The organism is Stenotrophomonas sp. YJH_SMC_14-1, assembly GCF_059372275.1.
On record NZ_JCAFVK010000003.1, the window covers coordinates 110,372 to 132,221 of the forward strand.

General features: G+C 67.2%; 19 protein-coding genes. 16 read left to right on the forward strand and 3 right to left on the reverse strand.

What is annotated here, in order from left to right:
* Positions 1–223 precede the first annotated feature (223 nt).
* Positions 224–1,840, reverse strand: coding sequence for an EAL domain-containing protein (locus tag AC5P9P_RS09960; protein ID WP_005412097.1), 1,617 nt, complete (start codon positions 1,838–1,840; stop codon positions 224–226).
* Between the two features lie 230 nt (positions 1,841–2,070).
* On the opposite strand from AC5P9P_RS09960, the gene cycA reads away from it, so the two are divergent.
* Together cycA and AC5P9P_RS09970 are read left to right on the forward strand one after the other, a co-directional pair.
* Complete coding sequence (gene cycA / locus AC5P9P_RS09965; protein ID WP_049433473.1) at positions 2,071–3,444, forward strand: D-serine/D-alanine/glycine transporter; 1,374 nt, start codon at positions 2,071–2,073, stop codon at positions 3,442–3,444.
* A 225-nt stretch (positions 3,445–3,669) separates the two neighbouring features.
* A complete protein-coding gene (locus AC5P9P_RS09970) occupies positions 3,670–4,446 on the forward strand; it encodes a lytic transglycosylase domain-containing protein (protein WP_049433474.1) in 777 nt (258 codons plus the stop codon).
* A gap of 48 nt (positions 4,447–4,494) precedes the next feature.
* Here the strand turns inward: AC5P9P_RS09970 and AC5P9P_RS09975 are convergent, their stop codons facing one another.
* Complete coding sequence (locus AC5P9P_RS09975) at positions 4,495–6,015, reverse strand: tetratricopeptide repeat protein (RefSeq protein ID WP_024958636.1); 1,521 nt, start codon at positions 6,013–6,015, stop codon at positions 4,495–4,497.
* 165 nt (positions 6,016–6,180) lie between these two features.
* Here AC5P9P_RS09975 and AC5P9P_RS09980 point away from each other — a divergent pair, with 165 nt between their 5' ends.
* Complete coding sequence (locus AC5P9P_RS09980; protein WP_495232729.1) at positions 6,181–8,262, forward strand: gluconolaconase; 2,082 nt, start codon at positions 6,181–6,183, stop codon at positions 8,260–8,262.
* Here the strand turns inward: AC5P9P_RS09980 and AC5P9P_RS09985 are convergent.
* Positions 8,240–8,647, reverse strand: coding sequence for a YciI family protein (locus tag AC5P9P_RS09985; protein ID WP_010484148.1), 408 nt, complete (start codon positions 8,645–8,647; stop codon positions 8,240–8,242). The genes AC5P9P_RS09980 and AC5P9P_RS09985 overlap by 23 nt on opposite strands.
* Before the next feature lie 728 nt (positions 8,648–9,375).
* On the opposite strand from AC5P9P_RS09985, the gene AC5P9P_RS09990 reads away from it, so the two are divergent.
* The 13 genes from AC5P9P_RS09990 (at position 9,376) to AC5P9P_RS10050 (ending at position 21,850) form a co-directional block, all read left to right on the forward strand.
* Positions 9,376–9,789, forward strand: coding sequence for a YciI family protein (locus tag AC5P9P_RS09990; protein WP_033833692.1), 414 nt, complete (start codon positions 9,376–9,378; stop codon positions 9,787–9,789).
* A gap of 67 nt (positions 9,790–9,856) precedes the next feature.
* Positions 9,857–10,279 carry a VOC family protein gene (locus tag AC5P9P_RS09995; RefSeq protein ID WP_005407887.1) on the forward strand — a complete coding sequence of 141 codons (423 nt, stop codon included), beginning with the start codon at positions 9,857–9,859 and terminating at the stop codon, positions 10,277–10,279.
* Positions 10,280–10,315: 36 nt separating this feature from the next.
* Positions 10,316–10,726, forward strand: a complete 411-nt coding sequence (locus AC5P9P_RS10000; protein ID WP_005415091.1) for a VOC family protein — start codon at positions 10,316–10,318, stop codon at positions 10,724–10,726.
* Between the two features lie 24 nt (positions 10,727–10,750).
* On the forward strand, positions 10,751–11,107 hold the full coding sequence (locus AC5P9P_RS10005) for a DUF1428 domain-containing protein (protein ID WP_005407889.1): 357 nt from the start codon (positions 10,751–10,753) through the stop codon (positions 11,105–11,107).
* Between the two features lie 45 nt (positions 11,108–11,152).
* On the forward strand, positions 11,153–12,415 hold the full coding sequence (locus AC5P9P_RS10010) for an RNA polymerase sigma factor (RefSeq protein ID WP_049402666.1): 1,263 nt from the start codon (positions 11,153–11,155) through the stop codon (positions 12,413–12,415).
* Between the two features lie 107 nt (positions 12,416–12,522).
* The gene (locus tag AC5P9P_RS10015; RefSeq protein ID WP_033833696.1) at positions 12,523–13,719 is read left to right on the forward strand and encodes a hypothetical protein; all 1,197 of its coding nucleotides are present in this window, start codon (positions 12,523–12,525) and stop codon (positions 13,717–13,719) included.
* Positions 13,710–14,810: a hypothetical protein gene (locus AC5P9P_RS10020; RefSeq protein ID WP_005407892.1), complete on the forward strand. Its 1,101-nt coding sequence runs from the start codon at positions 13,710–13,712 to the stop codon at positions 14,808–14,810. Before AC5P9P_RS10015 ends, AC5P9P_RS10020 begins: the two co-directional genes overlap by 10 nt.
* 97 nt (positions 14,811–14,907) lie before the next feature.
* A complete protein-coding gene (locus AC5P9P_RS10025; RefSeq protein WP_005407893.1) occupies positions 14,908–15,585 on the forward strand; it encodes a hypothetical protein in 678 nt (225 codons plus the stop codon).
* 16 nt (positions 15,586–15,601) lie between these two features.
* Positions 15,602–17,248: a CsgG/HfaB family protein gene (locus tag AC5P9P_RS10030; RefSeq protein WP_288468903.1), complete on the forward strand. Its 1,647-nt coding sequence runs from the start codon at positions 15,602–15,604 to the stop codon at positions 17,246–17,248.
* A gap of 341 nt (positions 17,249–17,589) precedes the next feature.
* Positions 17,590–19,239, forward strand: a complete 1,650-nt coding sequence (locus AC5P9P_RS10035) for a M28 family metallopeptidase (protein ID WP_033833698.1) — start codon at positions 17,590–17,592, stop codon at positions 19,237–19,239.
* Positions 19,240–19,451: 212 nt separating this feature from the next.
* Positions 19,452–20,711: a sensor histidine kinase gene (locus AC5P9P_RS10040; RefSeq protein WP_005407896.1), complete on the forward strand. Its 1,260-nt coding sequence runs from the start codon at positions 19,452–19,454 to the stop codon at positions 20,709–20,711.
* A complete protein-coding gene (locus AC5P9P_RS10045) occupies positions 20,701–21,471 on the forward strand; it encodes a LytR/AlgR family response regulator transcription factor (protein ID WP_005407897.1) in 771 nt (256 codons plus the stop codon). The genes AC5P9P_RS10040 and AC5P9P_RS10045 overlap by 11 nt, the downstream gene beginning before the upstream one ends.
* A gap of 34 nt (positions 21,472–21,505) precedes the next feature.
* The gene (locus tag AC5P9P_RS10050) at positions 21,506–21,850 is read left to right on the forward strand and encodes a hypothetical protein (RefSeq protein ID WP_049402668.1); all 345 of its coding nucleotides are present in this window, start codon (positions 21,506–21,508) and stop codon (positions 21,848–21,850) included.

Consider the following 21,850-nt stretch of genomic DNA (forward strand, 5'->3'; position numbering starts at 1 on the left):
GACCCGCGTTTGCTTTTGCCTTTTCCCGTTGATTCCGTGGTGGGACGCTGCAGGAACCTGTCAGAGGCCGGGGCGGTCGGATTCGCGGGGGTGTCCGCGGCATGGATGCCGCGGCCAAGCCCCCATGGACGGGTTTACGGCGTCCCCCGCGAACCCGACCGTCCCGGCCAGCCCTGGGATAGCAGTACGCGACCCACCACGAGGGGCTCCGCCGTTCGCCGTCCTACTCCACTCCCTCACGCTCGATCGGCACGCTGCGCGGATTCTGCATGTGCTCCCGCGCCGCGCCATAGCGCTGCTGCCGCTTGTGGTGGAACGCCACGAACTCATCCCGTGGCAGCGGCCGCGAGAACAGCCAGCCCTGCGCGAACTCGACCTTCCGGGTATGCAGGTACGCCAGCTGTGCCTCGGTCTCCACGCCCTCGGCCACCACCCACAGGCCCAGCTCCTTGGCCATGTCGATGATGTGCGGCGTCACCGGGCTGGTCGCGCTCTCGGTGCCGATCGCATCGATGAACGACTTGTCGATCTTCAGCGCATCCAGTGGCAGCTGCTCCAGGTACTGCAGGCTGGAGAAGCCGACGCCGAAATCATCGATGGCCACGCTGTGCCCGGCCCGACGTGCCTGTGCCAGCATCGTGCGGGCGCGGTCCAGATCGAGGAAACCGCGTTCGGTGGCTTCCATCCAGATCTGCTGCGGCAGGATGCCGCTGCCGGCCATGTGCTTGGAGATCATCTTCAGCGCACGGCCGCTGCTGATGTCTTCGGCGGCCAGGTTGATCGCAATGTGCGCGCTGCGGTCGGCCACCAGCAGTTCGCGCATGTCGCGCACCACGTTCTCGATCACCAGATCGGTGACTGCGGCGATCATGCCGGCCTCTTCGGCCAACGGAATGAACAGGTCCGGCCGCACCTGGGTGCCATCCGGGCGCTGCCAGCGCACCAGCGCCTCGGCGCCGACGCAGATGCCGGTATCCAGTTCGATGATGGGTTGATAGTGCAGGTACAGCTCGCGGCGGCGGATCGCCGTGGCCAGCTCGCCGCGCAGGGACAGGCGGCGACGCGACAGCCAGATCACCAGGCCGGCACCGATGGCGGCCAGCAGAACGCCGATCGGCACGAACAGCCAGGCCTGCTGGCGGAAGGTCGCGGCAAGCGCGGTACGCGGCGTGGTTGCGATCGCCAGCCACTCTTCGTTGCGCGCGGTGGCGTACAGGGTGTTGTGGTCCAGGCCCTCACCGGGCGCGCGCAGCAGGGTCTCCAGCAATGCCGGATCCATGCCGTCCTGCCTGGCCAGGAGGCGGCCGTCCGGGCTGGCCAGGGCAAGGCGCACGTTCGGGTCGGCGATGACATCGACGAAGCGGCGCGGATCGACCAGCACGTCGTAGTTGCCATACAGGATCGACAGGACCTGGCGCCGTCCGCTTGCCTCGGGGCGCACATCCACGGCGATGCCGGCGCCATCACTGGTGACGTGGTCGGACCTGGGCTGGTTGACGTCGGACAGGAACGGGCCCCACGACGTGCAGCGCAGCTTGCCACCCTCGAAGTAGCCCATCTGGTCGACCGACGGCGAGGTCATCACCAGCGTCTGCATGCGCCGGATGTGGTCCGGCCCGCACGGATCGTAGGCGCCGGCTTCGGCGGACTTCAACGCGGCCAGCGCTTCCAGGTAGGACTGGTCGGCGCGGCGCAGGGTGCGGCCGGCGATGTCGCGCAGGCGCTGCTGCTCGACACTGACCGCACGGTCCCAGGTGGCATAGGCCATCACCGCGATCGGCACGGCTGCGGCCAGCAGCGCCAGTGCGGTGCCGCCGATGATCACGCGCAGCCGGCTCATGGTTGGGGCTCCAGCGGGGCGGGCAGGGCAGGGCGCATGGTCGGGCCGATCCTTGGGCAGGTGCGGCTATCTGAGCATGGCGCCGGGCCGGGCGGAATGGGATGAATCCGGTATTCGGTCACATTGTGATGAAAGCGGCGAAGTTTGACGGGATTGGCCCATCCGGCGCTGGCGCTCCGGCCTGTGGAGGACTACCGTCGAACGCTTCGCCCGCCCTTTTGCCCGCGCCCATGACCGAGCCCGCAACGCCCCCCGAGCACCTGCGCCGCAGCCTGTCCAACCGCCACCTGCAACTGATCGCCATCGGTGGTGCCATCGGCACCGGCCTGTTCATGGGCTCAGGCAAGACCATCAGCCTGGCCGGCCCGTCCATCGTCTTCGTTTACCTGATCATCGGCGCGATGCTGTTCTTCGTGATGCGCGCGATGGGCGAGCTGCTGCTGTCCAACCTGCAGTACAAATCCTTCATCGATTTCTCCACCGATCTGCTCGGCCCCTGGGCCGGCTTCTTCTGTGGATGGACGTACTGGTTCTGCTGGATCGTCACCGCCATTGCCGATGTGATCGCCATTGCCGCCTACGCGCAGTTCTGGTTCCCCGGGCTTGACGCCTGGAAGCCGGCGCTGGCGTGCGTGATGCTGCTGCTGTCGCTGAACCTGGTGACGGTGAAGCTGTTCGGCGAAATGGAATTCTGGTTCGCGCTGATCAAGATCGTGGCGATCTGCGCGCTGATCATCACCGGCGCCGGCCTGGTGGCGTGGGGCTTCACCTCGCCCAGCGGCCACACGGCGTCGCTGTCGAACCTGTGGAACGACGGCGGCATGTTCCCGATGGGCCTGGTCGGTTTCTTCGCCGGCTTCCAGATTGCGGTGTTCGCCTTTGTCGGCATCGAGCTGGTCGGCACCACCGCCGCCGAAACCGCCGACCCCGAGCGCAACCTGCCCAAGGCGATCAACTCGATCCCGGTACGCATCATCATCTTCTACGTGCTGGCGCTGATCGCGATCATGGCCGTCACCCCGTGGCGTCAGGTGGTGCCGGACAAGAGCCCGTTCGTGCAGCTGTTCGTCCTTGCCGGCATCCCTGCCGCCGCCAGCCTGATCAATTTCGTGGTGCTGACCTCGGCAACGTCCTCGGCCAACAGCGGCATCTTCTCCACCAGCCGCATGCTGTACGGCCTGGCCGAAGAGGGCCATGCCCCGCGCGGGTTGTCGAAGTTGTCACGCGCCGCCGTGCCGGCCCGTGGCCTGCTGTTCTCGTGCCTGTGCCTGCTAGGTGGCACGCTGCTGATCTACCTGATTCCGAACCTGGTGACCGCCTTCACCCTGGTGACGACGCTGGCCACGGTGCTGTTCATCTTCGTCTGGTCGCTGATCCTGGTGGCCTACATGGCCTATCGCCGCCGCTACCCGGAACGCCACGCTGCGTCGATCTTCAAGATGCCCGGCGGTGTTGCCATGTGCTGGGCCTGCCTGGTGTTCTTCGCCGCCGTGCTGGTGCTGCTGAGCCTGCAGGCCGACACCCGCCAGGCGTTGATCGCCAGCCCGGTGTGGTTCGTGCTGCTGGGCGTGGGGTATTGGGTGCGTCGGAGGACCGCGAGATGACCGGGGATGCGGGGGCGGCAAGGCCGAAATCGGGAACGTCGGAAGCGTCGACTGTTAGTCGACTGCTCTCCCGTGGGCTTCCGGAAAACCCCGCGCTGCGCGCGATAGTCGACTGACAGTCGACTCTACCGCCGCCGGCGCCGGTGCCCGCGCGGGTGCAGGGCGCAGCCCTGCCGGCCCCCATTCACCCAACATTAGCGGGCGCGGCCGGATGATCCGGCCGCCATGTCCCGTCACCCGCTCCTGCTTGCGCTGTTGCTGCTGCCCAGCCTGTGGCCCGGGCTGGCCGCCGCGCGCACCGTCTACCGCTGCGTGCAGGGCAACACCGTCAGCCTGGCCACCGCGCCGGAACCCGGTTCACGCTGCACCCCGAAGGAAATCGACGACAACGCCATCCAGACCCCGAACCTGTGGGGCAACATGGGCGTGTTCAGCGGCGTGCTGTACGAGCGCGAGCAGGATGGCGCGCTGGTCTACTCCACCCGCAACCTGCCCGGCTCGCGGGTGTTCCTGAAGTTCACAGTGGCCACGCCGCCGGGCGAACCTGCCCACGAAGGCCTGGGCAAGGTCGGCAAGCCGCAGTTGGCGCAGCACGCCAAGCAGTTCAAGGCCGCGGCCAAGGCCACCGGTGTCGATGACGCATGGCTGCGCGCGATTGCCCATGCCGAAAGCAACTTCGATGCGCTGGCGGTCTCGACCAAGGGCGCACAGGGCGTGATGCAGTTGATGCCGGAGACCGCACAGGAATATGGCGTGCGCGATCCGTTCTCGCCGCAGCAGTCGATCGAGGGCGGCGCGCGCTACATGCGCGCGCTGCTGCGCCGCTACAACGGCGATCGCCCGTTGGCGGCGGCCGCCTACAACGCGGGCATCGGTGCAGTCACCCGCTACAAGGGCGTGCCGCCCTACGCCGAAACCCTGGCCTATGTGGACAAGGTGATGGCCCTGTACGCACGCTACCGCGAAGCGATGGGCATCCGTACCGAGGTGCCAGCCCGCTAGGCGGAAGGTGTAGTGCCGAGCCCACGCTCAGCGCCACAGAAAATCGGCTCAGCGCGAAGTGGAAGCGCTGACCAGGTCGTAGCGCTCAATGCGGCCGACGCGTGCCACCTCGGCCTGCACGTCGGCGCGCTGCTTCAGCGCACGCCAGGCCGCATCGATCTTCACGTCACCGGGCAGCGAGGGGTAGGTGCGCATGTCCTGCAGGGAGGCCAGCGTCTCGCCACGGTCGGTGGGGGAGCGCAGCTGTTCGATCAGCACTGCGGCTGCGCCGTCCAGGTTGCCTTCGTCCAGCAGCATCTCGCGATGGAACAGGCGTGCGTCGTCGCGCTGGGCAAGGATCACCGAGCGGGCGGCTTCCACTGCCTGGGCATCGCCGCGTTCGCGGGCGGCAGCGAACTGCAGCAGTGCCTGGGCCGCCTTGCCGTAACCGGCCAGGCCTGGCATGTCATTCACTGCGGCAGCAGCGTCCTGCATGCGGCCCAGCGAACTGAGCACGAAGCCGACGTTGAACTGGTGCTCGGCACCATCCGGGCCCAGCGCACCGATGCGTGCGGCCAGCCTGGCTGTGGCCAGCGCATCGTCGGTACGGCCCAACCGGCGCAGCGCCGTAAGCCGGCTGTTGAGCAGCCATGCCACCCATTCGGCTTCCGCCGCCGAGGGCGACTCACCTTCGGCCGCCGCACCGGCCATGCCATCGGTCAGTGCCAGCACTTCCTCGTTGCGGTCCAGCATCAGCAGCGTACTGCTGAACTCGGCCATGCGTGCGTCCAGCGCCCGGTCGAGCAGGCCGGAGACCCGCAGTTCGTCGAGGTGTTTCTGTGCAGCCTGCACCGGATCGAAGCGGGCATCGGCGCGGTCGACATAGCGATCAAACCGCTTGTCACTGCGCAGGCGGATGATCTCGGCGGGGCCGGTGATGCGCGCCAGCGTGGCGGGAATCCTGTCGCCACGGCCGTTGTCGGCCTGCAGCGTGGCCAGTGCCAGCCACAGCCCGGTGGGTTCCAGGCCGCCGCTTTTCCAGCCGTTGTCGAACAGCGCCTGCAGCAGTTCCATGCGCTGCTGGGGCTGGTCCCGCAGGCGGAACTGCAGGTAGTTGATCGCGTGGTGGTCCACCGGCAACGGCGCGTCGGCATGCTTCAGCGCCTGCACCAGGTGCTTCGTGGCAGGTGCCGGTTGGTTCTCGGACAGTTCCACCGAGACCAGGGTCAGCAGTATCTGCGCGTCGTCCGGCAGTGCTTCCTGTGCGCGCTGCAGGTAGCGGCGCGCCTGGTCCGGCTTCTTCTGCACCATTGCGGTCCAGCCGGCCACCTGCGCGGCGCGGCCGCGGTGTTCGGCATCGAAGTCATCCAGCATCGGATCTTCCATCAGCCGTTCCATCGCGATCAGCGCGCCCAGCGTGTTGCCACTGCGCGACTGCTGGATGGCTTCATCCCATCGCGTGGCATAGGCCTGGTGCATCGCATCGGCGGTGACGGACGGCTTCTGCGGTACCACCGTGATCGAAGCAGTGGCGGATGTGCTGGCCAATGCGGCAATCAGCAGGGCGGCGACGGGGAGGATGCGGGGCATGGAGGATTTCCATCCGTGGGAACCGCATTGAACCCGCTGCAGCCAGCGAGAACAAGCGCGGTGGATGGAACTCTGGCGTTTGACCGCACGATTGACCATGGCGGATCGTGCGTTCAGCGACTATTGTCGGTGCCTCTTCGGACAGCAGGCAGGCAGCGCAGCACGATGGCACGGTGGCAATGGATGGCGGCAGGCGTAGCATTGGCGACGGTAGTGGCATTGGCCGCAACCTGGTGGGAGACACCGCTGCATACGCTGGCTGAACCGGCGGGTCCGGTTCCAACGCCGCTGGCGTGGACCGCGCAGATCGAACCGCTGGCCGGCGATGGCCACCCGGGTGACCGCGATGGCGCGTCCGCGCAGGCACGCTTCGCCGATCCCTATGCGTTGCTGCGCAGTGCCGATGGCAGTGTCTATTTCACTGATGCCGGTGATAACAACCGGATCCGTCGCCGCCTGCCCGATGGCCGCGTCGAAACGGTGGCCGGGCAGGGCGAGGGGCGCGTTGATGGCCCGGCACTGCAGGCCAGTTTCAACACGCCTTCGGGCATTGCCGCCGACGCGCAGGGCAACCTGTATGTGGCCGACACCGGCAACCATGCCATCCGCCGCATCGGCACCGACGGCCAGGTGACCACGCTGGCCGGTGGTGAACAGGGCCACGTTGATGGACCTGCCGCGCAGGCGCGCTTCGATGCGCCGATGGGCATCGCAGTGGATGCGCAGGGCCAGGTCTACGTGGCCGATACCTTCAATGACCGCATCCGGGTGATCGGTACCGATGGCAACGTGCGCACACTGGCCGGTGGCGATCGGCCGGGCCTGGCCGATGGCACGGGCGCCGCTGCGCGCTTCGATACGCCGGTGGCACTGGCCTTCGACGCGCAGGGCGCGTTGCTGGTGGCCGACCTGTTCAACAACGCGGTGCGCCGCGTCGGTGCCGATGGCACGGTAAGCACCGTGGTGGGTGGTGGTGGCGTGATCAATGGGCCGCTGTCGTTGGCCACCACCCACGATGGCGTGCTGTACGTGGGCGACATGGATGGCCGCATCGTGCAGGTGACGCCGCAGGGCCATCAGATCGCGCTGGTCGGCAACGGTCGACTGCCACGCCTGGCCCGCCCCAGTGGCCTGGCGATGGACGCCGACGGCAGCGTGCTGGTGGCCGACGCCGCCAGCTACCGCCTGCATCGCCTGCGCCCGCTGCCGGTGGGCGAACTGCCGGCACCGGCACTGGTCGGCCCGGCTGCCGATGCGGCGTTGCCGGAGACGGGCGGCCGCTGGCCGCTGGCACCGCAGGACGGCTGGCATGAAGTGGTCGGTACGTTGGGTGAGGTGCGCGGCAACTTCACCGGCGAGAGCCGCCACCACCTGCATGGCGGTTTCGACGTGCGCGGTGATGTGGGCCAGACCGTACTGGCGATTGCCGAGGGCAAGATCAGCAGCCCGGTGGCCGCCTGGAACCTGGGTGAGCAGGCCGAGGGCCTGGCGGTGGACCGCCTCAAGTACATCCACATGCGCGTCGGCCGCACCCCGCGCGATGAGCCCTACGATGCGCGCTGGCAGGCGTTGTATGACGAGCAGGGCAAGCTTGAGCGGATGCGCGTGCGCCGCGGCATGCGCATCCACGTCGGCGACCGTCTGGGCAGCGTCAACAACCAGGCGCACGTGCACCTGGCCGTGGGTACCGGTGGTTTCGAGACCAATGCCGTGGCGCTGGGCTTCCACGACTACGCCGATCACTTCGCACCGCGCATCACTGATGTCGCACTGCTGGACGACAACGACCAGCCGATGGCCGCCGGCAGTGATGGCGTGGTGATGGTCGCACGGCAGGGGCGTGGCGTGCAGATCGTGATCGAGGCCTGGGACCAGGTCGACAACAACCTGCCGCGTCGTCGCCTGGGCATGTACCAGGTGGGCTACCAGATCCTCGATGCCGGCGGACAGCCGCTGCAGGGTTACGAGCAGCCGCGCTGGAACATCGTGTTCAACCGCATGCCGCCGCAGAAGGAAGCGGTGCGCGTGGCCTACGCGCCGGACAGCGGTATCACGGTGCATGGCAGTGCGGTGACCCGGTTCCGTTACCTGGCTACCAACACCGTGCGTGATGGCCTGATGGAAACCGGGCGCTGGCAGCCGGCGGCGCTGCCACCGGGCGAGTACATCGTGCGCGCCAGCGTGCGCGACTACAGCGGTAACGAAGGCGTCGGCCCGCGCGAGATCAGGGTACGGCTGCTGCCATAGCCGCAGCCGGGGCGCCGCAGCGCTCGCGCTCGGCGTCCATGTCTTCCAGCGGCCGCACCTCGATGCTGCCGAAGCGCGCCCATGGGAAGTCGCGGGCGATGCGCATGGCTTCGTCGCGGTCGCGGGCGACGATCAGGTTGAAGCCGGCCAGCAGTTCGCGGGTTTCGGCGAACGGGCCATCCAATACACGGCTGTGGCCATCACGCACGCGCAGGGTCTGCGCGGTGTCGACCGGTTGCAGCTTCTGCGCGGCCAGCAGCGTGCCTTCGGCCTGCAGCTTGTCGGCATGGGCCAGGCAGTCGCGCATCAGCGCGTTGAATTCTTCGATGGGCAGGGCCTGCAGCAGGGCAGGCTCGATATAGATCAGAAGCAGGTACTGCTGCATGGGACGGTCCTGGCGGCGGCGGGGTGTCCATGATCGCGCAGGATTGCGCGTGGGCATGTTGCAGCGCGGGAGGCGGTGCCTTCGGCGAGGGTCGGCGAACGGCGGAGCCCCTCCGTGGTGGGGTTGGGTTGGTCGCTGAAAGCTGGTTCCTGGCGGTTGGCCGGGCGGGTAGGCGGGTCGGGGGACGCCGTAAACCCGTCCATGGGGGCTTGGCCGCGGCATCCATGCCGCGGACACCCCCGCCCCGCCTACCCACCCGGCCTTGGACAGATCTCTGCAGCTGATCCACCACGGAAAATCACAAACAAGAGCAAAAGCGGATCGCTTCGCTCGCAAAGCCGAGGCCGCCAGCCAATCGCCGTTGTTTTTGCTTTTGCTTTTGCCTTTTTTCTTGATCTTCCCGTGGTGCGTGCCGGAGGCAGGAAACTGTCCAAGGCCGGGTGGGGAGGCAGGGCAGGGGCGTGAGCCGCATGGATGCGGCGACCGAGCTTACATGGACGTACTTGCAGCGTCCCCTGCCCTGCCTCCCCACCCGGCCAAAACCATGAACCCGAGCTTTCAGCGACCAACCCAACCCCACCACGGAGGGGCTCCGCCGTTCGCCGACCCTCGCCGAAGGCGCGCTTTCCGCGCAAGAAAAGAATTCCCAACAGACGTGTCGATTCCCAGCCCCCTGGTTCGTTGTACCCAGTGAAGGGCACGCACCACGCGTCCCACGGGAGACCAAAATGAAAGTGATGGTGATCGTGAAGGCCAACGCCGACTCCGAAGCCGGCCGCATGCCCAGCGAACAGGAACTGTCCGAAATGGGCGCCTTCAACGAGCAACTCGTGGCCGCCGGCATCATGCTGGCCGGTGAAGGTCTGCACGCCACCCAGCGCGGCCGTCGCATTCATTTCGGCGGCGGGGCACCCAAGGTCGAGGCCGGTCCGTTCGGTCCTGCCAGCGAACAGATCGCCGGCTTCTGGCTGTGGGAGGTGCGGTCGCTGGACGAGGCCGTCGAGTGGGCCAGCCGTGCGCCGTTCGGCAGTGGCGGCACGCTCGAACTGCGTCCCTTGATCTCCGCCGAAGACTTCGGTGAAGCCTTCACCCCCGACTTACAGCAGCAGGAACAGCGTCTGCGTGCACAGCTGGAAGGTTGACCCGATTCATCTCCCTGCCGGGCACGACACGGCACTACTGCCCTGAACCGCACAACGGAGTATTGCCATGAAACTGATTCCCTTCCTCGGCTTCAGCGGCCAGGCCCATGAGGCGATGGCGTTCTACGCCAAGGCACTGGGTGGCCAGGTCACCTCGGAAATGAAGTACCGCGACATGCCGCCCTCCGATGGGTCGCCCGGCTGCAACGAGATGCCGCCGGAAACCCTGGACCACGTCGCGCACAGCCAGCTGGAAATCGGCAGCGCCATCGTGATGGCGGCCGACGGTCCCGGCGGTGGCGAGGGTGGCTCGACCACCATCAATGTCGACGTCGACAGCATCGAAGAAGCCGAACGCGTGTTCGCTGCACTGGCCGAGGGTGGCCAGGTGCAGATGCCGATTGCCGAAACGTTCTGGGCGCACCGCTGGGGCATGCTGATCGACCGCTACGGCAAACCGTGGATGGTCAACTGCATGAAGCAACCCTGATTCCTCTCTTTCTTTCATCCACAAGGAGCTTCACCGATGAGTGCACCGCAACCGCAGATGATCTTCGTCAACCTGCCTGTGCAGGACCTGGAAAAGTCGAAGGCGTTCTTCACCGCGTTGGGCTACAGCTTCAATCCCACCTACACCAATGACGATGCGGCTGGCATGGTCATCAGTGAGAGCATCTACGTGATGCTGCTGACCCAACCTTTTTTCCAGCAGTTCACCAACAAGCCGATTGCCGATGCGCACACTCACACGGAAGTGATCAATGCGCTCTCGGCCCCCAGTCGCAAGGCAGTTGACGAGTTGGTGGACAAGGCACTGGCCGCAGGCGCCAGCGAACCGCAGCCGGCGCGCGACTACGGCTTCATGTACCAGCGCGGCTTCCAGGACCTGGATGGCCATCTCTGGGAAATCGCACACATGGACGGCGAGCCGGGCTGACGGCCGCCGCAAGGGAGAACCCTCATGGCTTACGTGGATGCTTACGTGCTGCCGTGCCCACAGGACAAGGTGGCGGCCTACCGCCGCCTTGCCCGCAAGGCCGGTGCGGTGTGGAAGGACCATGGCGCGCTGCAGTACATGGAATGCGTGGCTGACGATGTGGAACCGGGCAAGAGCACCTCGTTCCCGCGTGCGGTCAAGGCAAAGCCCGGCGAAACGGTGATCGTCGCCTTCGTGGTGTTCCGTTCGCGCGCGGCGCGCGACCGCATCAACGCCAGGGTAATGGCCGACCCGCGGCTGGCGTCGCTGGGCCCGAAGGACATGCCGTTCGATACCAGGCGCATGTTCTGGGGTGGCTTCAAGCCGATTGTTGAAGCGTGAGCTGTGGCGCTTGTGCGGGCCGGGCCTGCGTGCTGTGATCGGCGCATGCCCGATCCCGCACTGACGCAGCGTCTGGAAACCCTCTGGCGGATGGAGTCGCCGGTGTTGATCGCGCGCCTGGCGCGGCTGCTCGGGGGCGATGTCGGCCGTGCCGAGGAGCTGGCCCAGGACACCTGGCTGGCCGCGCTGGAGCGCTGGCCGGAACAGGGCATCCCGGACAACCCCGGAGCCTGGCTGATGACCACTGCGCGCAACCGTGCCATCGATGTGCTGCGCCAACACCAGCGGGTGGCGCAGCAGCATGCGCAGTGGGGCGAGGAACTGCACCCAGCGGCGCTGCCGGCACCGGATGACAGCCAGGCGCTGGAGGATGACCTGGGTGACGATCTGCTGCGGTTGATGTTCGTGGCCTGCCATCCGGTGCTGCCGGCTGATGCGCGGGTGGCACTGACCCTGCGCCTGCTCGGTGGCCTGACCACCGTCGAGATCGCACGTGCGTTCCTGCAGCCCGAGCCGACCATCGCCCAGCGCATCGTGCGCGCCAAGCGCACCTTGGCGCAGAAGCAGGTGCCCTATGAGGTGCCGCGCGCGGACGCGATGCCCGAGCGGCTGGCTTCGGTGCTGGAGGCGATCTACCTGGTCTTCAATGAAGGTTACGCGGCCAGCGCCGGCGATGACTGGATGCGTCCGGCGCTGTGCGAGGAAGCACTGCGGCTCGCACGCATCCTGGCGCACCGGCTGCCGGTGCCGCCGGTGCTGGGCCTGCTGGCACTGATGGAACTGCAGGCATCGCGTGCTGCGGCACGGACCGACGCGCAGGGCGCGCCGGTGCTGCTGGACCAGCAGAACCGCGCGCGCTGGGACTGGCTGCAGATCGAACGCGGGCAGCAGGTGCTGGCCCGCGCGCTGGCCGCCGGTGGTGCTGATGATCCCTATGTGCTGCAGGCGCGCATCGCCGCCTGCCATGTGGCTGCGCGTCGGGCTGAAGCCACCGACTGGCCACGTATCGCTTCGCTCTATACCCAGTTGCTGCAGGTGATGCCTTCGCCGGTTGTCGCTTTGAATCGGGTCGTGGCGGTGCTGCGCAGCGAGGGCGCGTTCGCTGCGTGGGCGCAGCTGCAGCCGTTGCTGGTGGATGCGCGACTACGCGAGTACGCGCCCCTGCAGGTGGTGCGCGCGGAGATACTACAGGCGCTGGGGCGCGACCTCGACGCACGTGACGCTTTTGCCGAAGCCGCCAGACTCAGCCAGAACCAGGCGGAGCGGGGCCTGCTGCGCCAACGGGCCGGACTGCCGCCCCAGGAGTGACTGCGACGAACGCAGCACTTGTCGGCAGGCGCCTGAGCGGCTATGTTTCGCGCCCAGCGGACGCATCAGCGTCCGCATTCCGTGCGTATTGACCGAGGAGCGGTTGGATGTATTCAAGGACGAAGAGCGCATCGCGCGCTTTTGCGCGCCTGCTTGCCTGTGCCCTGTGCCTGGCCGTGTGGCCGATGGCCGCGCAGGCGGCTGACAAATCGCAGCAGGCCTACTGGGCCGGTTTTGCCTATACCGCGGATGCCGCTGCCGTGCAGGCGACCACGCCGCATGCGCATGCCGTGCTGGAAAAGCGCGGCCTGATCCCGCTGAACCAGACCCTGGCGCAGGCGCTCAAGCGCCGGCCGCCGGCGAACCTGGAGCTGATCGACCAGCCGGTGGCGATGCTCGACGGCACCACCAGCGCGACTGTGCTGGCCGCCGCACTGGACCGCGAACTGGTCTCGGTCGAGCCGATCGGCAACCAGTACAAAGTGCTGGTGGAAGTGGCCCTGCAGGCACTGTTCTTCGATTTCCGCGAGCGCCAGGTGATCGCGTCCTATCCGCTGACCCTGCAGCGCATCGACGTGCAGGATTACCGGCCGGACAACGACGATATCGACGCGATCGTCGCCGATCTGCTGTACGGCAGCGCCGATACCAGCCTGTCGCAGGTGCTGGCCGCCAGTCTCGCCCAGGCCAAGCTGCCCGATGCCGCCGTGCGTCGCCTGCAGGTCGGTGGCGTAACCCTGTCCGACGCGGTCCGTGCCAAGCTGCCTGACCCCAAGTGGGAAACCCCGCTGCGTGCAACGCTGGCCCATGAGCTTTCCAAGACGCTGTCGTCCAATACCGGCGTCGGCCTGCTGCCGCCGGCCTCGGGCCAGGCGATCGGTGGTGCGATGGCCGCCCGCTTTGCCGACGGCAAGGTCTACCAGCTGAAGATTCCCGAGCCGGACTACGTCATCACTGTGCAGGTCGATGCGCTGAAGAACGGCGTCATCAATGAAACCCCGGCGATGAAGACGATGCTGTTCGGCGCATTCTTCACCGCCAAGGTGACCGAGCCCTTCTCCGGCAAGGTCTATTTCGAACAGCCGCTGCGCAAGGGCGCCACCAAGGTGGTGCCGGTCACGCAGTGGCAGGTCGACCAGTGGTCGGCCAGCTACGAAACCCTGCTGGCCGGCTTCGATGCCTTCGCCGGCGCCGCCGCCAAGCGTGCCGATTCGCGCGCTTGGCTGGACGAACAGAAGCCGGGCGGCCGCCCGTTGCAGCAGCAGACCCAAGCCCTCCAGGAGTTGATCAAGTCATGTCGTTGATGCGTACCATCCTGCTCATCCTCATCGCGCTGGTGGTGGCCTCCCCGGTCGCCGCGCAGACCGCGAGTTCGCGCGGTACCGGTTCGGCCAGCTACGGTCTGCGCCTGAGCGCCGACACCCGTGCCCAGGCCCTGAACAAGGCCAAGGTCAATGCACTGGAGGCGTACATCGCTGAAACCGGTGCGGCCAAGCTGCGCCTGTTCGAAGCCCGCCGCGCCGAGTTCATCGGCGAGATCGACCGTTATGTGCTCAGTGCCGTACCGCTGTCGGACACCGAAGACAAGAAGGCCAAGACCTACACCGTCACTGTCCGCGCCGAGATCAACACCACGCTGCTGCAGACCAAGCTGGACGCAGGTTCGGCCGTGGCCGGTGCCACCGCCGCGCAGCGTTCGCTGCTGACCTTCCTGTTCATGGCACGCTCGCAGGACACCGTGCAGTCGTTCCAGGACAAGGAATACCGTCGCGTCGACGCCAGCAGCAGCTACAGCGAGAACACCCGTGAAGGCGACAGCTTCCGTGGCAACTCGGTCAGCACCAACGGCAGCATCAACCAGAACGGTTCGGTGTCGGTCACCAGCGGTGGCAGCACCACCCAGCGCAGCGACAACATCAGCTGGAAGGTGGCCAACGCCGCTGAAGTGAACACCGCGATGACCGGTGCCTTCAGCGCCGCCGGCTACGAAGTGGTTGAAGCCGAGTACGTGGAAGGCGAATCGCGCGGCCTGCTGAGCATCGAGCGCATCCGCAAGGACTTCAGCACCGGCAACGACCTGTCTGCCGCCACCCTGCGCGATACCGCCAACGGCATCCGAGCGGCCAACATCCCCTACATCGCCGTCGGTACCCTCGACGTCGGCATGCGCGACCGCGATCCGGCCAGCGGCAACACCCGCGTGTTCGTCACGGTCACCGGCAAGGTGCTGGACGTGACCGGTCGTTTCCCGCGCACCGTGTCGTCGGTGGGCCCGGTGCAGTTCTCCGGCACCGGCCCGAATGAAACCGTGGCCCGTACCAATGCCCTGCAGCTGGCTGCCGAGAAGGCCGCCCAGCAGATGATCAACGAACTGAACGTCAAGGCAGTCCGCTGATACGCCACCCGGTGGGTGCCGAGCTCGCTCGGCATCGCGCTGGGGTTACCGATTCCCACGTGCCGCTTCGCGGCCGTCTCTCCCAAAGGACACTCATATGATCCGCAATACCGCTCTTGTCGTGGCCATCGCTGCCGCCACCCTGTCGATGCCGGCCCACGCGGGCCTGGGCAAGCTGAAGGACCTGGCCGGTGCCGCCACCGGCACCTCCAGCAGCAGCGCCTCCAACGCCGCCGCTCCGGACGAAGCCGCGCAGGAAGCACTGGTGCGTCGTTTCGTCAGCTCGCAGTCGCACTCGCTGCAGGCCCAGACTTCGTTCGCCCGCGCCTTCGGCCTGGCCGAGCAGGTGCAGCTGCTGGAAGCCGAGCGCCAGGCGCTGTCGTCGGGTTCGGTCAGCGTCGATGCGATGAAGAAGTCGGTGTCGGTCAGCGAAGCTGCGCAGGCCGCGATCAACGAGCGCCAGGCCGCTCAGCCGGAACTGAACGCTGAATCCAAGCAGCACTACGCCGAAGGCCTGGTCTCGCTGCTGGCGTCGGCAGCCGAAGCACAGAAGCTGGGCGGCGAAGCCAGCAGCTTCACCGCCGGCATGAAGAACCTGGGCGCGACCCAGCTGGCCACCGTTGGCCGCAAGCTGGCAGCGGGCGCATGGGTGGCCAAGGAATCGCCGGGCTTCATCCAGGGCTTGTACGGTTCGACCAAGTCGGCCGTGACCTTCGCCAGGAAGAGCAAGGTGAAGGTGCCGTCCAACGCCGACTCGATGCTCGACTCGATCTGATCCGAGGCGAATCTCCATGCGTATGACAACCCGTTTGATCGGCCTGGGCCTGGCCGCCGCGCTGCTTGCAGCCTGCGGCAAGCAGGACACCCCGGCCGCCGCGCCCGCCAAGGACAAGGCAACCAGTGCACTGGCCAGCAATGCGCCAGTGGAAGCAGCGCCCCTGCGTGGCACGCCGGATTTCGGCGGCACCACCCAGGTCGCGCGCGAAGCCGACGGCATCGGCAGCACCCCGGAACTGGCGGTGCTGGCGGCGCTGCAGTCGGCCGTGGCGCAGGTCAACGGCGTACGCGTGGCCAGCCAGATGCAGGGCCTGCGCGCAGGCCTGCATGTGGATGTGGATGGCGAACACGTCGGCGATATCCGCGCCGACGCGTTCACCCAGCAGATGATCGCCGGCTCGCAGGGCGCGGTGCTGGGCTATGAAATCCTGTCGCAGGATGAAGTGCGGCAGCTGGACGAGGAAACCATCGCCCGCGTGCGCGCCAGCGATGAAGGCTGGAGCTTCAAGGGCTCGGCGTCGGCCACTGCGTCCGGCGAAGCCTCGGCCAAGAGCGGTTCGGCCTCGGCCAGCGTCAGGGAAAGCTACGACGAGAAGGTCAGCGTCGATGCCAAGCGTGGTGCAAGCTCGTTCGATTCCGACGTGACCCACCGCAGCATGCGCAGCTACTGGAAGGTGCGCGTGCGTGCACAGATCGCCCAGTACCGCGCACCGGACGAACAGGGCAAGCCGAAGATCGTGGTTGCACTGCCGCGCACCAAGGCCGGCAGCTACGCCGTAGGCGATGGCCGCGTGGATGCCGATGAAGTGGCCGACGCGATCCGTGCGCGCCTGTCCGACACGCTGACCCAGACCCAGCGCTTCATCGTGCTGGACCGCGAGTTCGGCGACGAACTGCAGGCCGAGATCGACCACATCAACAGCGGCAACGTGCGCCTGCAGGACACCGCGCGCGTGGGCCAGCAGCTGGCGACCGATCTGATCCTGATACCGACCATCGAACGCTTCGAGTACCCGCGCAGCGTGCGCAACCTGCGCATGTCCGACCGCCAGGTGACCTCGTACTCCGGTGGCGGCCGCATCACCCTGCGCCTGGTCAACGCCACCACCGGCCAGGTGGTGATGTCCGACAGCTTCGACCACCAGCTGGCCTCGACCGGCCCCAGCACCCTGCCGCGCGTGGTCAACGGCCGCAACATGGCCGCGGCGATGATGGAATCGCTGTCGGGCCAGATCGGCACCAGCATCGTCACCACGCTGTTTCCGGTGTCGGTGGTCTCGGTGGACGGTGACCAGGTGGTGCTGAGTCAGGGCGGTGACACCGTGCAGGCCGGCCAGCGCTGGCAGGCCGTGCGCCTGGGCGAAGAACTGAAGGACCCGCAGACCGGCCGCTCGCTGGGCCGCAGCGAACACCCGTGCTGCACCATCCGCATCGACCGCGTCGCTGCACAGACCTCGTACGGCACCATCGAAGACGGCGTCGACGCGATGCGCGGCGGTTTCCGTCCGGGCCAGATCGAACTGCGCCAGAAGCTGGGCAGCAAGCCGGCCGCCGCCGCCGCAGGTGCGACTGCCTCGGCCGCTCCCGCAGCTGCCGCACGCCCGGCCGCCAAGCCGAAGCCCAAGCCCGCTGCCACGCCGGCCGAAGACCCGAACTGGTAACAGGCTCAAGCAACACACCGATGGGGTCAGATCCCTTTCCCGCCGGGAAAGGGATCTGACCCCTTCTTGTTTCAGTCCGTGTCGACCAAGGTCGACACCCACCAACAGCAGCGGGAAGCTGTCGAAGGCGGGATGGGGCCGATTGCGGGGGTGTCCGCGGCATGGATGCCGCGGCCAAGCCCCCAAGGACGGGTTTGCGGCGTCCCCCGCAACCGGACCCACCCCGCCATCCCACCGAATGCCTGCTTCTGCTGTTGCTGTTGCCCTGGCATCGGCAGGTGCAGGGCGCAGCCCTGCCGAATCCCATTACACTCCAGAAGGATTTCCTGCTGGAGAGAGCAATGAAACGAGTAGTACTGGGCGTGCTGGCTCTGTCGGTGTCGAGCGCACTGATGGCGGCGACCCCGAAATTCGATGGCGCGCGGATCTCCGCCGACGTCAAGGAACTGGCCTCCGACGCCTACGAAGGCCGCTCCCCGGCCACCGCCGGCGAAGAAAAGACCATCGCCTTCCTCAGCAAGCAGTTCGCCGACGCCGGCCTGCAGCCGGGCGGTGACCTCAAGGACGGCAAGCGCCTGTGGACCCAGGCCGTGCCGCTGCGCAAGGGGGACATCGTCGGCGCGCCGCAGTTGGCATTGCACCAGGGCGGCAAGACCCTGCCGCTGGAACAGGGCAAGCAGATTGCCGTGCGCGCCGCCATGAACGGGGCCAGCAACGTCGACATCAGCAAGGCCCCGCTGGTGTTCCTCGGCTACGGCGTGAAGGCCCCGGAGCGCAACTGGGACGACTTCAAGGGCGTGGACCTGAAGGGCAAGATCGCCGTCGTGCTGATCAACGACCCGGACTTCGAGACCGGCCAGGGTGACTTCGACGGCAAGGGCATGACCTACTACGGCCGTTGGACCTACAAGTACGAAGAAGGCGCCCGCCAGGGCGCGCTGGGCGTGCTGATCGTGCACGAGACCGCACCGGCGTCGTATGGCTGGGCGACCGTGGCCGGCTCCAACACCAACACCATGTTCGATGTGGTGCGCGACAACCCGGCCGACAGCCACCCGCTGCTGGAAGGCTGGATCCAGCGCGACCTGGCCGTTGAGCTGTTCCGCTCGGCCGGGCAGGATTTCGAGGCGCTGAAGAAGAAGGCGCAGCAGCGCGACTTCACCCCGGTGCCGCTGACCGGCGCCAGCTTGGACGCGAAGTACGCGGTGAAGACCGAAGTGATCACCTCGCACAACGTGGCCGCGCGCCTGGAAGGCAGCCGCCACCCGGACGAGACCATCGTCTACAGCGCGCATTGGGACCACATCGGCGTGGGCGAGCCCGACGCACGTGGCGACCGCATCTTCAATGGCGCACTGGACAACGCCAGTGGCACCGCCTCGCTGATCGAACTGGCCCGTGGCTTCGCCAAGGCCAAGCGTCCGGAGAGGTCAGTGCTGTTCCTGGCGGTCACCGCCGAGGAAAAGGGCCTGCTGGGTTCGGAGTACTACGCCACCCATCCGCTGTATCCGCTGGAGAAGACCGTGGCGGTGATCAACATGGACGGCATGGCGCCGTTCGGGCCGTCACGTGACTTCGGCATCTACGGTGCCGCGCGTTTCGAGCTGCTGGACCAGCTGAAGGACGTGGCCAAGGGCTGGGATATCCGCTACACCCCGGACCCGAAGCCGGAAGCCGGCCTGTTCTTCCGCTCCGATCACTTCCCGTTCGCCAAGCGTGGCGTGCCGGCGCTGTCGTGGTCGGCCGGCCAGGACTGGGTGGACGGTGGGGTGGCCGCAGGCAAGAAGGCCTCCGAGGACTACACCGCCAAGCGCTACCACCAGCAGGGCGACGAATGGCAGCCGGACTGGGTGTTCGCCGGTGCCGCCCGCGACCTGGAAGTGCTGTACACGCTCGGCAACCAGCTGGCCAACACGCGCAGCTGGCCGAACTGGAGCAAGGACGAATCGTTCCGCGCCGTGCGTGATGCCAGCGCCGACCAGCGCAAGTAAGGGCATGCGCCGGGTTCGCCCGGCACCTCCCGGGTAGTGCCGGCCGCTGGCCGGCATCCCTGTGATGCATGCGGAGATAGTGGGGAGCCGGCCAGCGGCCGGCACTACCAGATGGCTTTCCATCCCCGCTTTTCCGGCCTTCGTCGCAGTCCGCTTGTTTGCCCGGCGGGCCGCTCTATGCTCGGCTCACCCCCTTCCTCCAAGGCGCCGCCGTGTTCGCCAGCCTCTCTCTCCTGATCCGCCACCTGCTGGCCTGGGCCGCCGCGCTGGTTGTCGCCGGCATGGTCTGGAGCGGCATCTTCAGCGGCATGAACGATGGCCCGGGCTGGGTGTTCGGCCTGCTGGCGATGTTCCTGATGATCTCCGCGCTGGGCAGCGCGATCACCCATGTGCGCCGGGTGTGGCTGGTGGCCGGCCGATTGGATTCGACCACGTTGTCCGGGCGCCAGCGCCGCCAGGTGGAACTGCCGATGGATGCCGGCCAGGCCTATGCCGTGGTGGAAGCGGCGATTGCCGAACTTCCGCGCGTGGAAGATGTGGAAAGCTCGGCCGGCAGCCTGCAGGTGCGCGCCTACGTGCGCCGGGTCGACCTCTGGAATGGCCGCCAGCCGTCGCGCTGGAACCTGCCGGCGCGGTTGGCGATCAAGCGCAACAGCGTGCTGGCGACGGTCACGCCGGGGCAGGGCACCAGTACCGTCACTCTGCTGTTCGAACCGGATGCTGGCTGGTGGGCCGATCTGCTGGCGCTGGATGAGGGCAGCAACTTCGAGAACGCCGAAGCGGTCACCCGCGCGATCAGCCGCCGCGTGGCCGACCAGCGCCGCGATGAGCAGGCCGCCGCCGAACAGACCCAGGTGGAAAAGGAACTGTCGGTCGCGCGCTTGAACCTGCTGCATGCGCAGGTGGAGCCGCACTTCCTGTACAACACGCTGGCCAACGCGCAGGTGCTGACCCGCACCGACCCGGCACGTGCCGAGCAGATGCTGGGCCACCTGATCCAGTACCTGCGCAGCTCGTTGCCGCAGGTGGACGAGTCGGTGTCGACGCTGGGCGTGGAGCTGGAACGCACGCGCGCCTACCTGGAGATCCTGCGTATCCGCATGGGCGCACGGTTGGCGGTGGAAGTGCAGGTACCGAATGAGCTGCATGGCGTGCACCTGCCGGCGATGGCACTGCAGACGTTGGTGGAGAACGCGATCAAGCACGGCCTGGAACCCAAGCCCGGCGGTGGCACGATCTGGATCCTGGCGCGTGGGTTTGATGACCATGTGACCGTGACCGTCGCCGACGACGGGCTCGGCTTCGGCCAAGGCACCAGCGGCACCGGCATCGGCCTGAAGAACCTGCGCGAACGCCTGCGCCTGACCTGTGGCGAGCAGGCCGGCGTGGCGATCGTTGCCAACTTCCCCAGCGGTGTGGCCGCGACCATGACCTTGCCGCAGACACACAAGGAGCGCAGCCATGCCGCTTGAAGCCCTCATTGCCGAAGACGAGGAACTGCTGCGGCAGTCACTGGTGGAACAGCTGCGCCGGTTGTGGCCGGAGCTGAAGCTGGTGGCCGAGTGCGAGGACGGCGCCAGTGCGCTGGAGCAGCTGGCCGAGACGCAGCCGGACATTGCGTTCCTCGACATCCGCATGCCCGGCATCAGTGGCATCGAAGTTGCGCGCTCGCTGTCCGAGCTGAGCCCGCGTACCCAGGTGGTGTTCGTCACCGCCTATGACCAGTACGCCATCGACGCGTTCGAGCAGGGCGCGATGGATTACCTTCTGAAGCCGGTCAGTGACGAACGCCTGCTGGCGACGCGTGAGCGCATCCTGTCGCGGCTGCCATCGACGCGCCAGGATGACGCCGTGCTTGAACGCCTGCTGCAGCGGCTGGGGCCATCGCAGGGTGCTGCCGAGCGCCCGCCGCTGGCCTGGATCACCGCCAGCAACGGCCGCGAGACGCAGCTGATCATGCTGGAAGATGTCGCCTACTTCCGTGCCGACAACAAGTACACCACCGTGGTCACCGCTGCCGGCGAGAGCCTGTTGCGCACACCATTGCGCGAACTGCTGGAAGTACTCGACCCGCAGCACTTCCGCCAGATCCACCGCTCCACCATTGTCAACATGAAGGCGGTGGCGGCGGTCAGCCGCGACGATACCGGGCGCGGTGTGCTGCGGCTGCGGGGCCGGACGGAAACACTGGTGGTCAGCCAACCATTCATGAGCCTGTTCCGCGGCATGTAGCCGCACCGCTCCTTTCCGCTACCAGGAGCATTGCATGCGTCTTTTCCTGCTTGCAGCCCTCGCTGCACTGGCGCTTGCCGGTTGCCAGAAGTCCACCGAAACCGCGATCACCCGCACCACTGCCAATGGCGTGGACACGCTGTACAGCAAGCGCACGGTAGTGGACGGCGTGGCGCGTTTTGAGTGCATGGCCAGCCGCAGCGGTCAGTGCCATTACCTGTTGCTGGACCCGGCCTGTCGTCCTGACGCGGCGTGTGCGAAAGCGCCGATACGGTCGTTCGCGTTGGCGGTCGGCACCACCCAGGAGTTCAGGGACCTGCCGAAAGGCTTCGCCCAGTGCGTCAGCGAGGATCGGAAAGAACAATGCCACCGTGAGTGA

Excerpts from the sequence above, each read along its gene's own strand:
- AC5P9P_RS09960 (WP_005412097.1), bottom strand. The coding sequence starts at position 1,840 with ATGAGCCGGCTGCGCGTGATCATCGGCGGCACCGCACTGGCGCTGCTG.
- cycA (WP_049433473.1), top strand. The coding sequence starts at position 2,071 with ATGACCGAGCCCGCAACGCCCCCCGAGCACCTGCGCCGCAGCCTGTCC.
- AC5P9P_RS09970 (WP_049433474.1), top strand. The coding sequence starts at position 3,670 with ATGTCCCGTCACCCGCTCCTGCTTGCGCTGTTGCTGCTGCCCAGCCTG.
- AC5P9P_RS09975 (WP_024958636.1), bottom strand. The coding sequence starts at position 6,015 with ATGCCCCGCATCCTCCCCGTCGCCGCCCTGCTGATTGCCGCATTGGCC.
- AC5P9P_RS09980 (WP_495232729.1), top strand. The coding sequence starts at position 6,181 with ATGGCACGGTGGCAATGGATGGCGGCAGGCGTAGCATTGGCGACGGTA.
- AC5P9P_RS09985 (WP_010484148.1), bottom strand. The coding sequence starts at position 8,647 with ATGCAGCAGTACCTGCTTCTGATCTATATCGAGCCTGCCCTGCTGCAG.
- AC5P9P_RS09990 (WP_033833692.1), top strand. The coding sequence starts at position 9,376 with ATGAAAGTGATGGTGATCGTGAAGGCCAACGCCGACTCCGAAGCCGGC.
- AC5P9P_RS09995 (WP_005407887.1), top strand. The coding sequence starts at position 9,857 with ATGAAACTGATTCCCTTCCTCGGCTTCAGCGGCCAGGCCCATGAGGCG.
- AC5P9P_RS10000 (WP_005415091.1), top strand. The coding sequence starts at position 10,316 with ATGAGTGCACCGCAACCGCAGATGATCTTCGTCAACCTGCCTGTGCAG.
- AC5P9P_RS10005 (WP_005407889.1), top strand. The coding sequence starts at position 10,751 with ATGGCTTACGTGGATGCTTACGTGCTGCCGTGCCCACAGGACAAGGTG.
- AC5P9P_RS10010 (WP_049402666.1), top strand. The coding sequence starts at position 11,153 with ATGCCCGATCCCGCACTGACGCAGCGTCTGGAAACCCTCTGGCGGATG.
- AC5P9P_RS10015 (WP_033833696.1), top strand. The coding sequence starts at position 12,523 with ATGTATTCAAGGACGAAGAGCGCATCGCGCGCTTTTGCGCGCCTGCTT.
- AC5P9P_RS10020 (WP_005407892.1), top strand. The coding sequence starts at position 13,710 with ATGTCGTTGATGCGTACCATCCTGCTCATCCTCATCGCGCTGGTGGTG.
- AC5P9P_RS10025 (WP_005407893.1), top strand. The coding sequence starts at position 14,908 with ATGATCCGCAATACCGCTCTTGTCGTGGCCATCGCTGCCGCCACCCTG.
- AC5P9P_RS10030 (WP_288468903.1), top strand. The coding sequence starts at position 15,602 with ATGCGTATGACAACCCGTTTGATCGGCCTGGGCCTGGCCGCCGCGCTG.
- AC5P9P_RS10035 (WP_033833698.1), top strand. The coding sequence starts at position 17,590 with ATGAAACGAGTAGTACTGGGCGTGCTGGCTCTGTCGGTGTCGAGCGCA.
- AC5P9P_RS10045 (WP_005407897.1), top strand. The coding sequence starts at position 20,701 with ATGCCGCTTGAAGCCCTCATTGCCGAAGACGAGGAACTGCTGCGGCAG.
- AC5P9P_RS10050 (WP_049402668.1), top strand. The coding sequence starts at position 21,506 with ATGCGTCTTTTCCTGCTTGCAGCCCTCGCTGCACTGGCGCTTGCCGGT.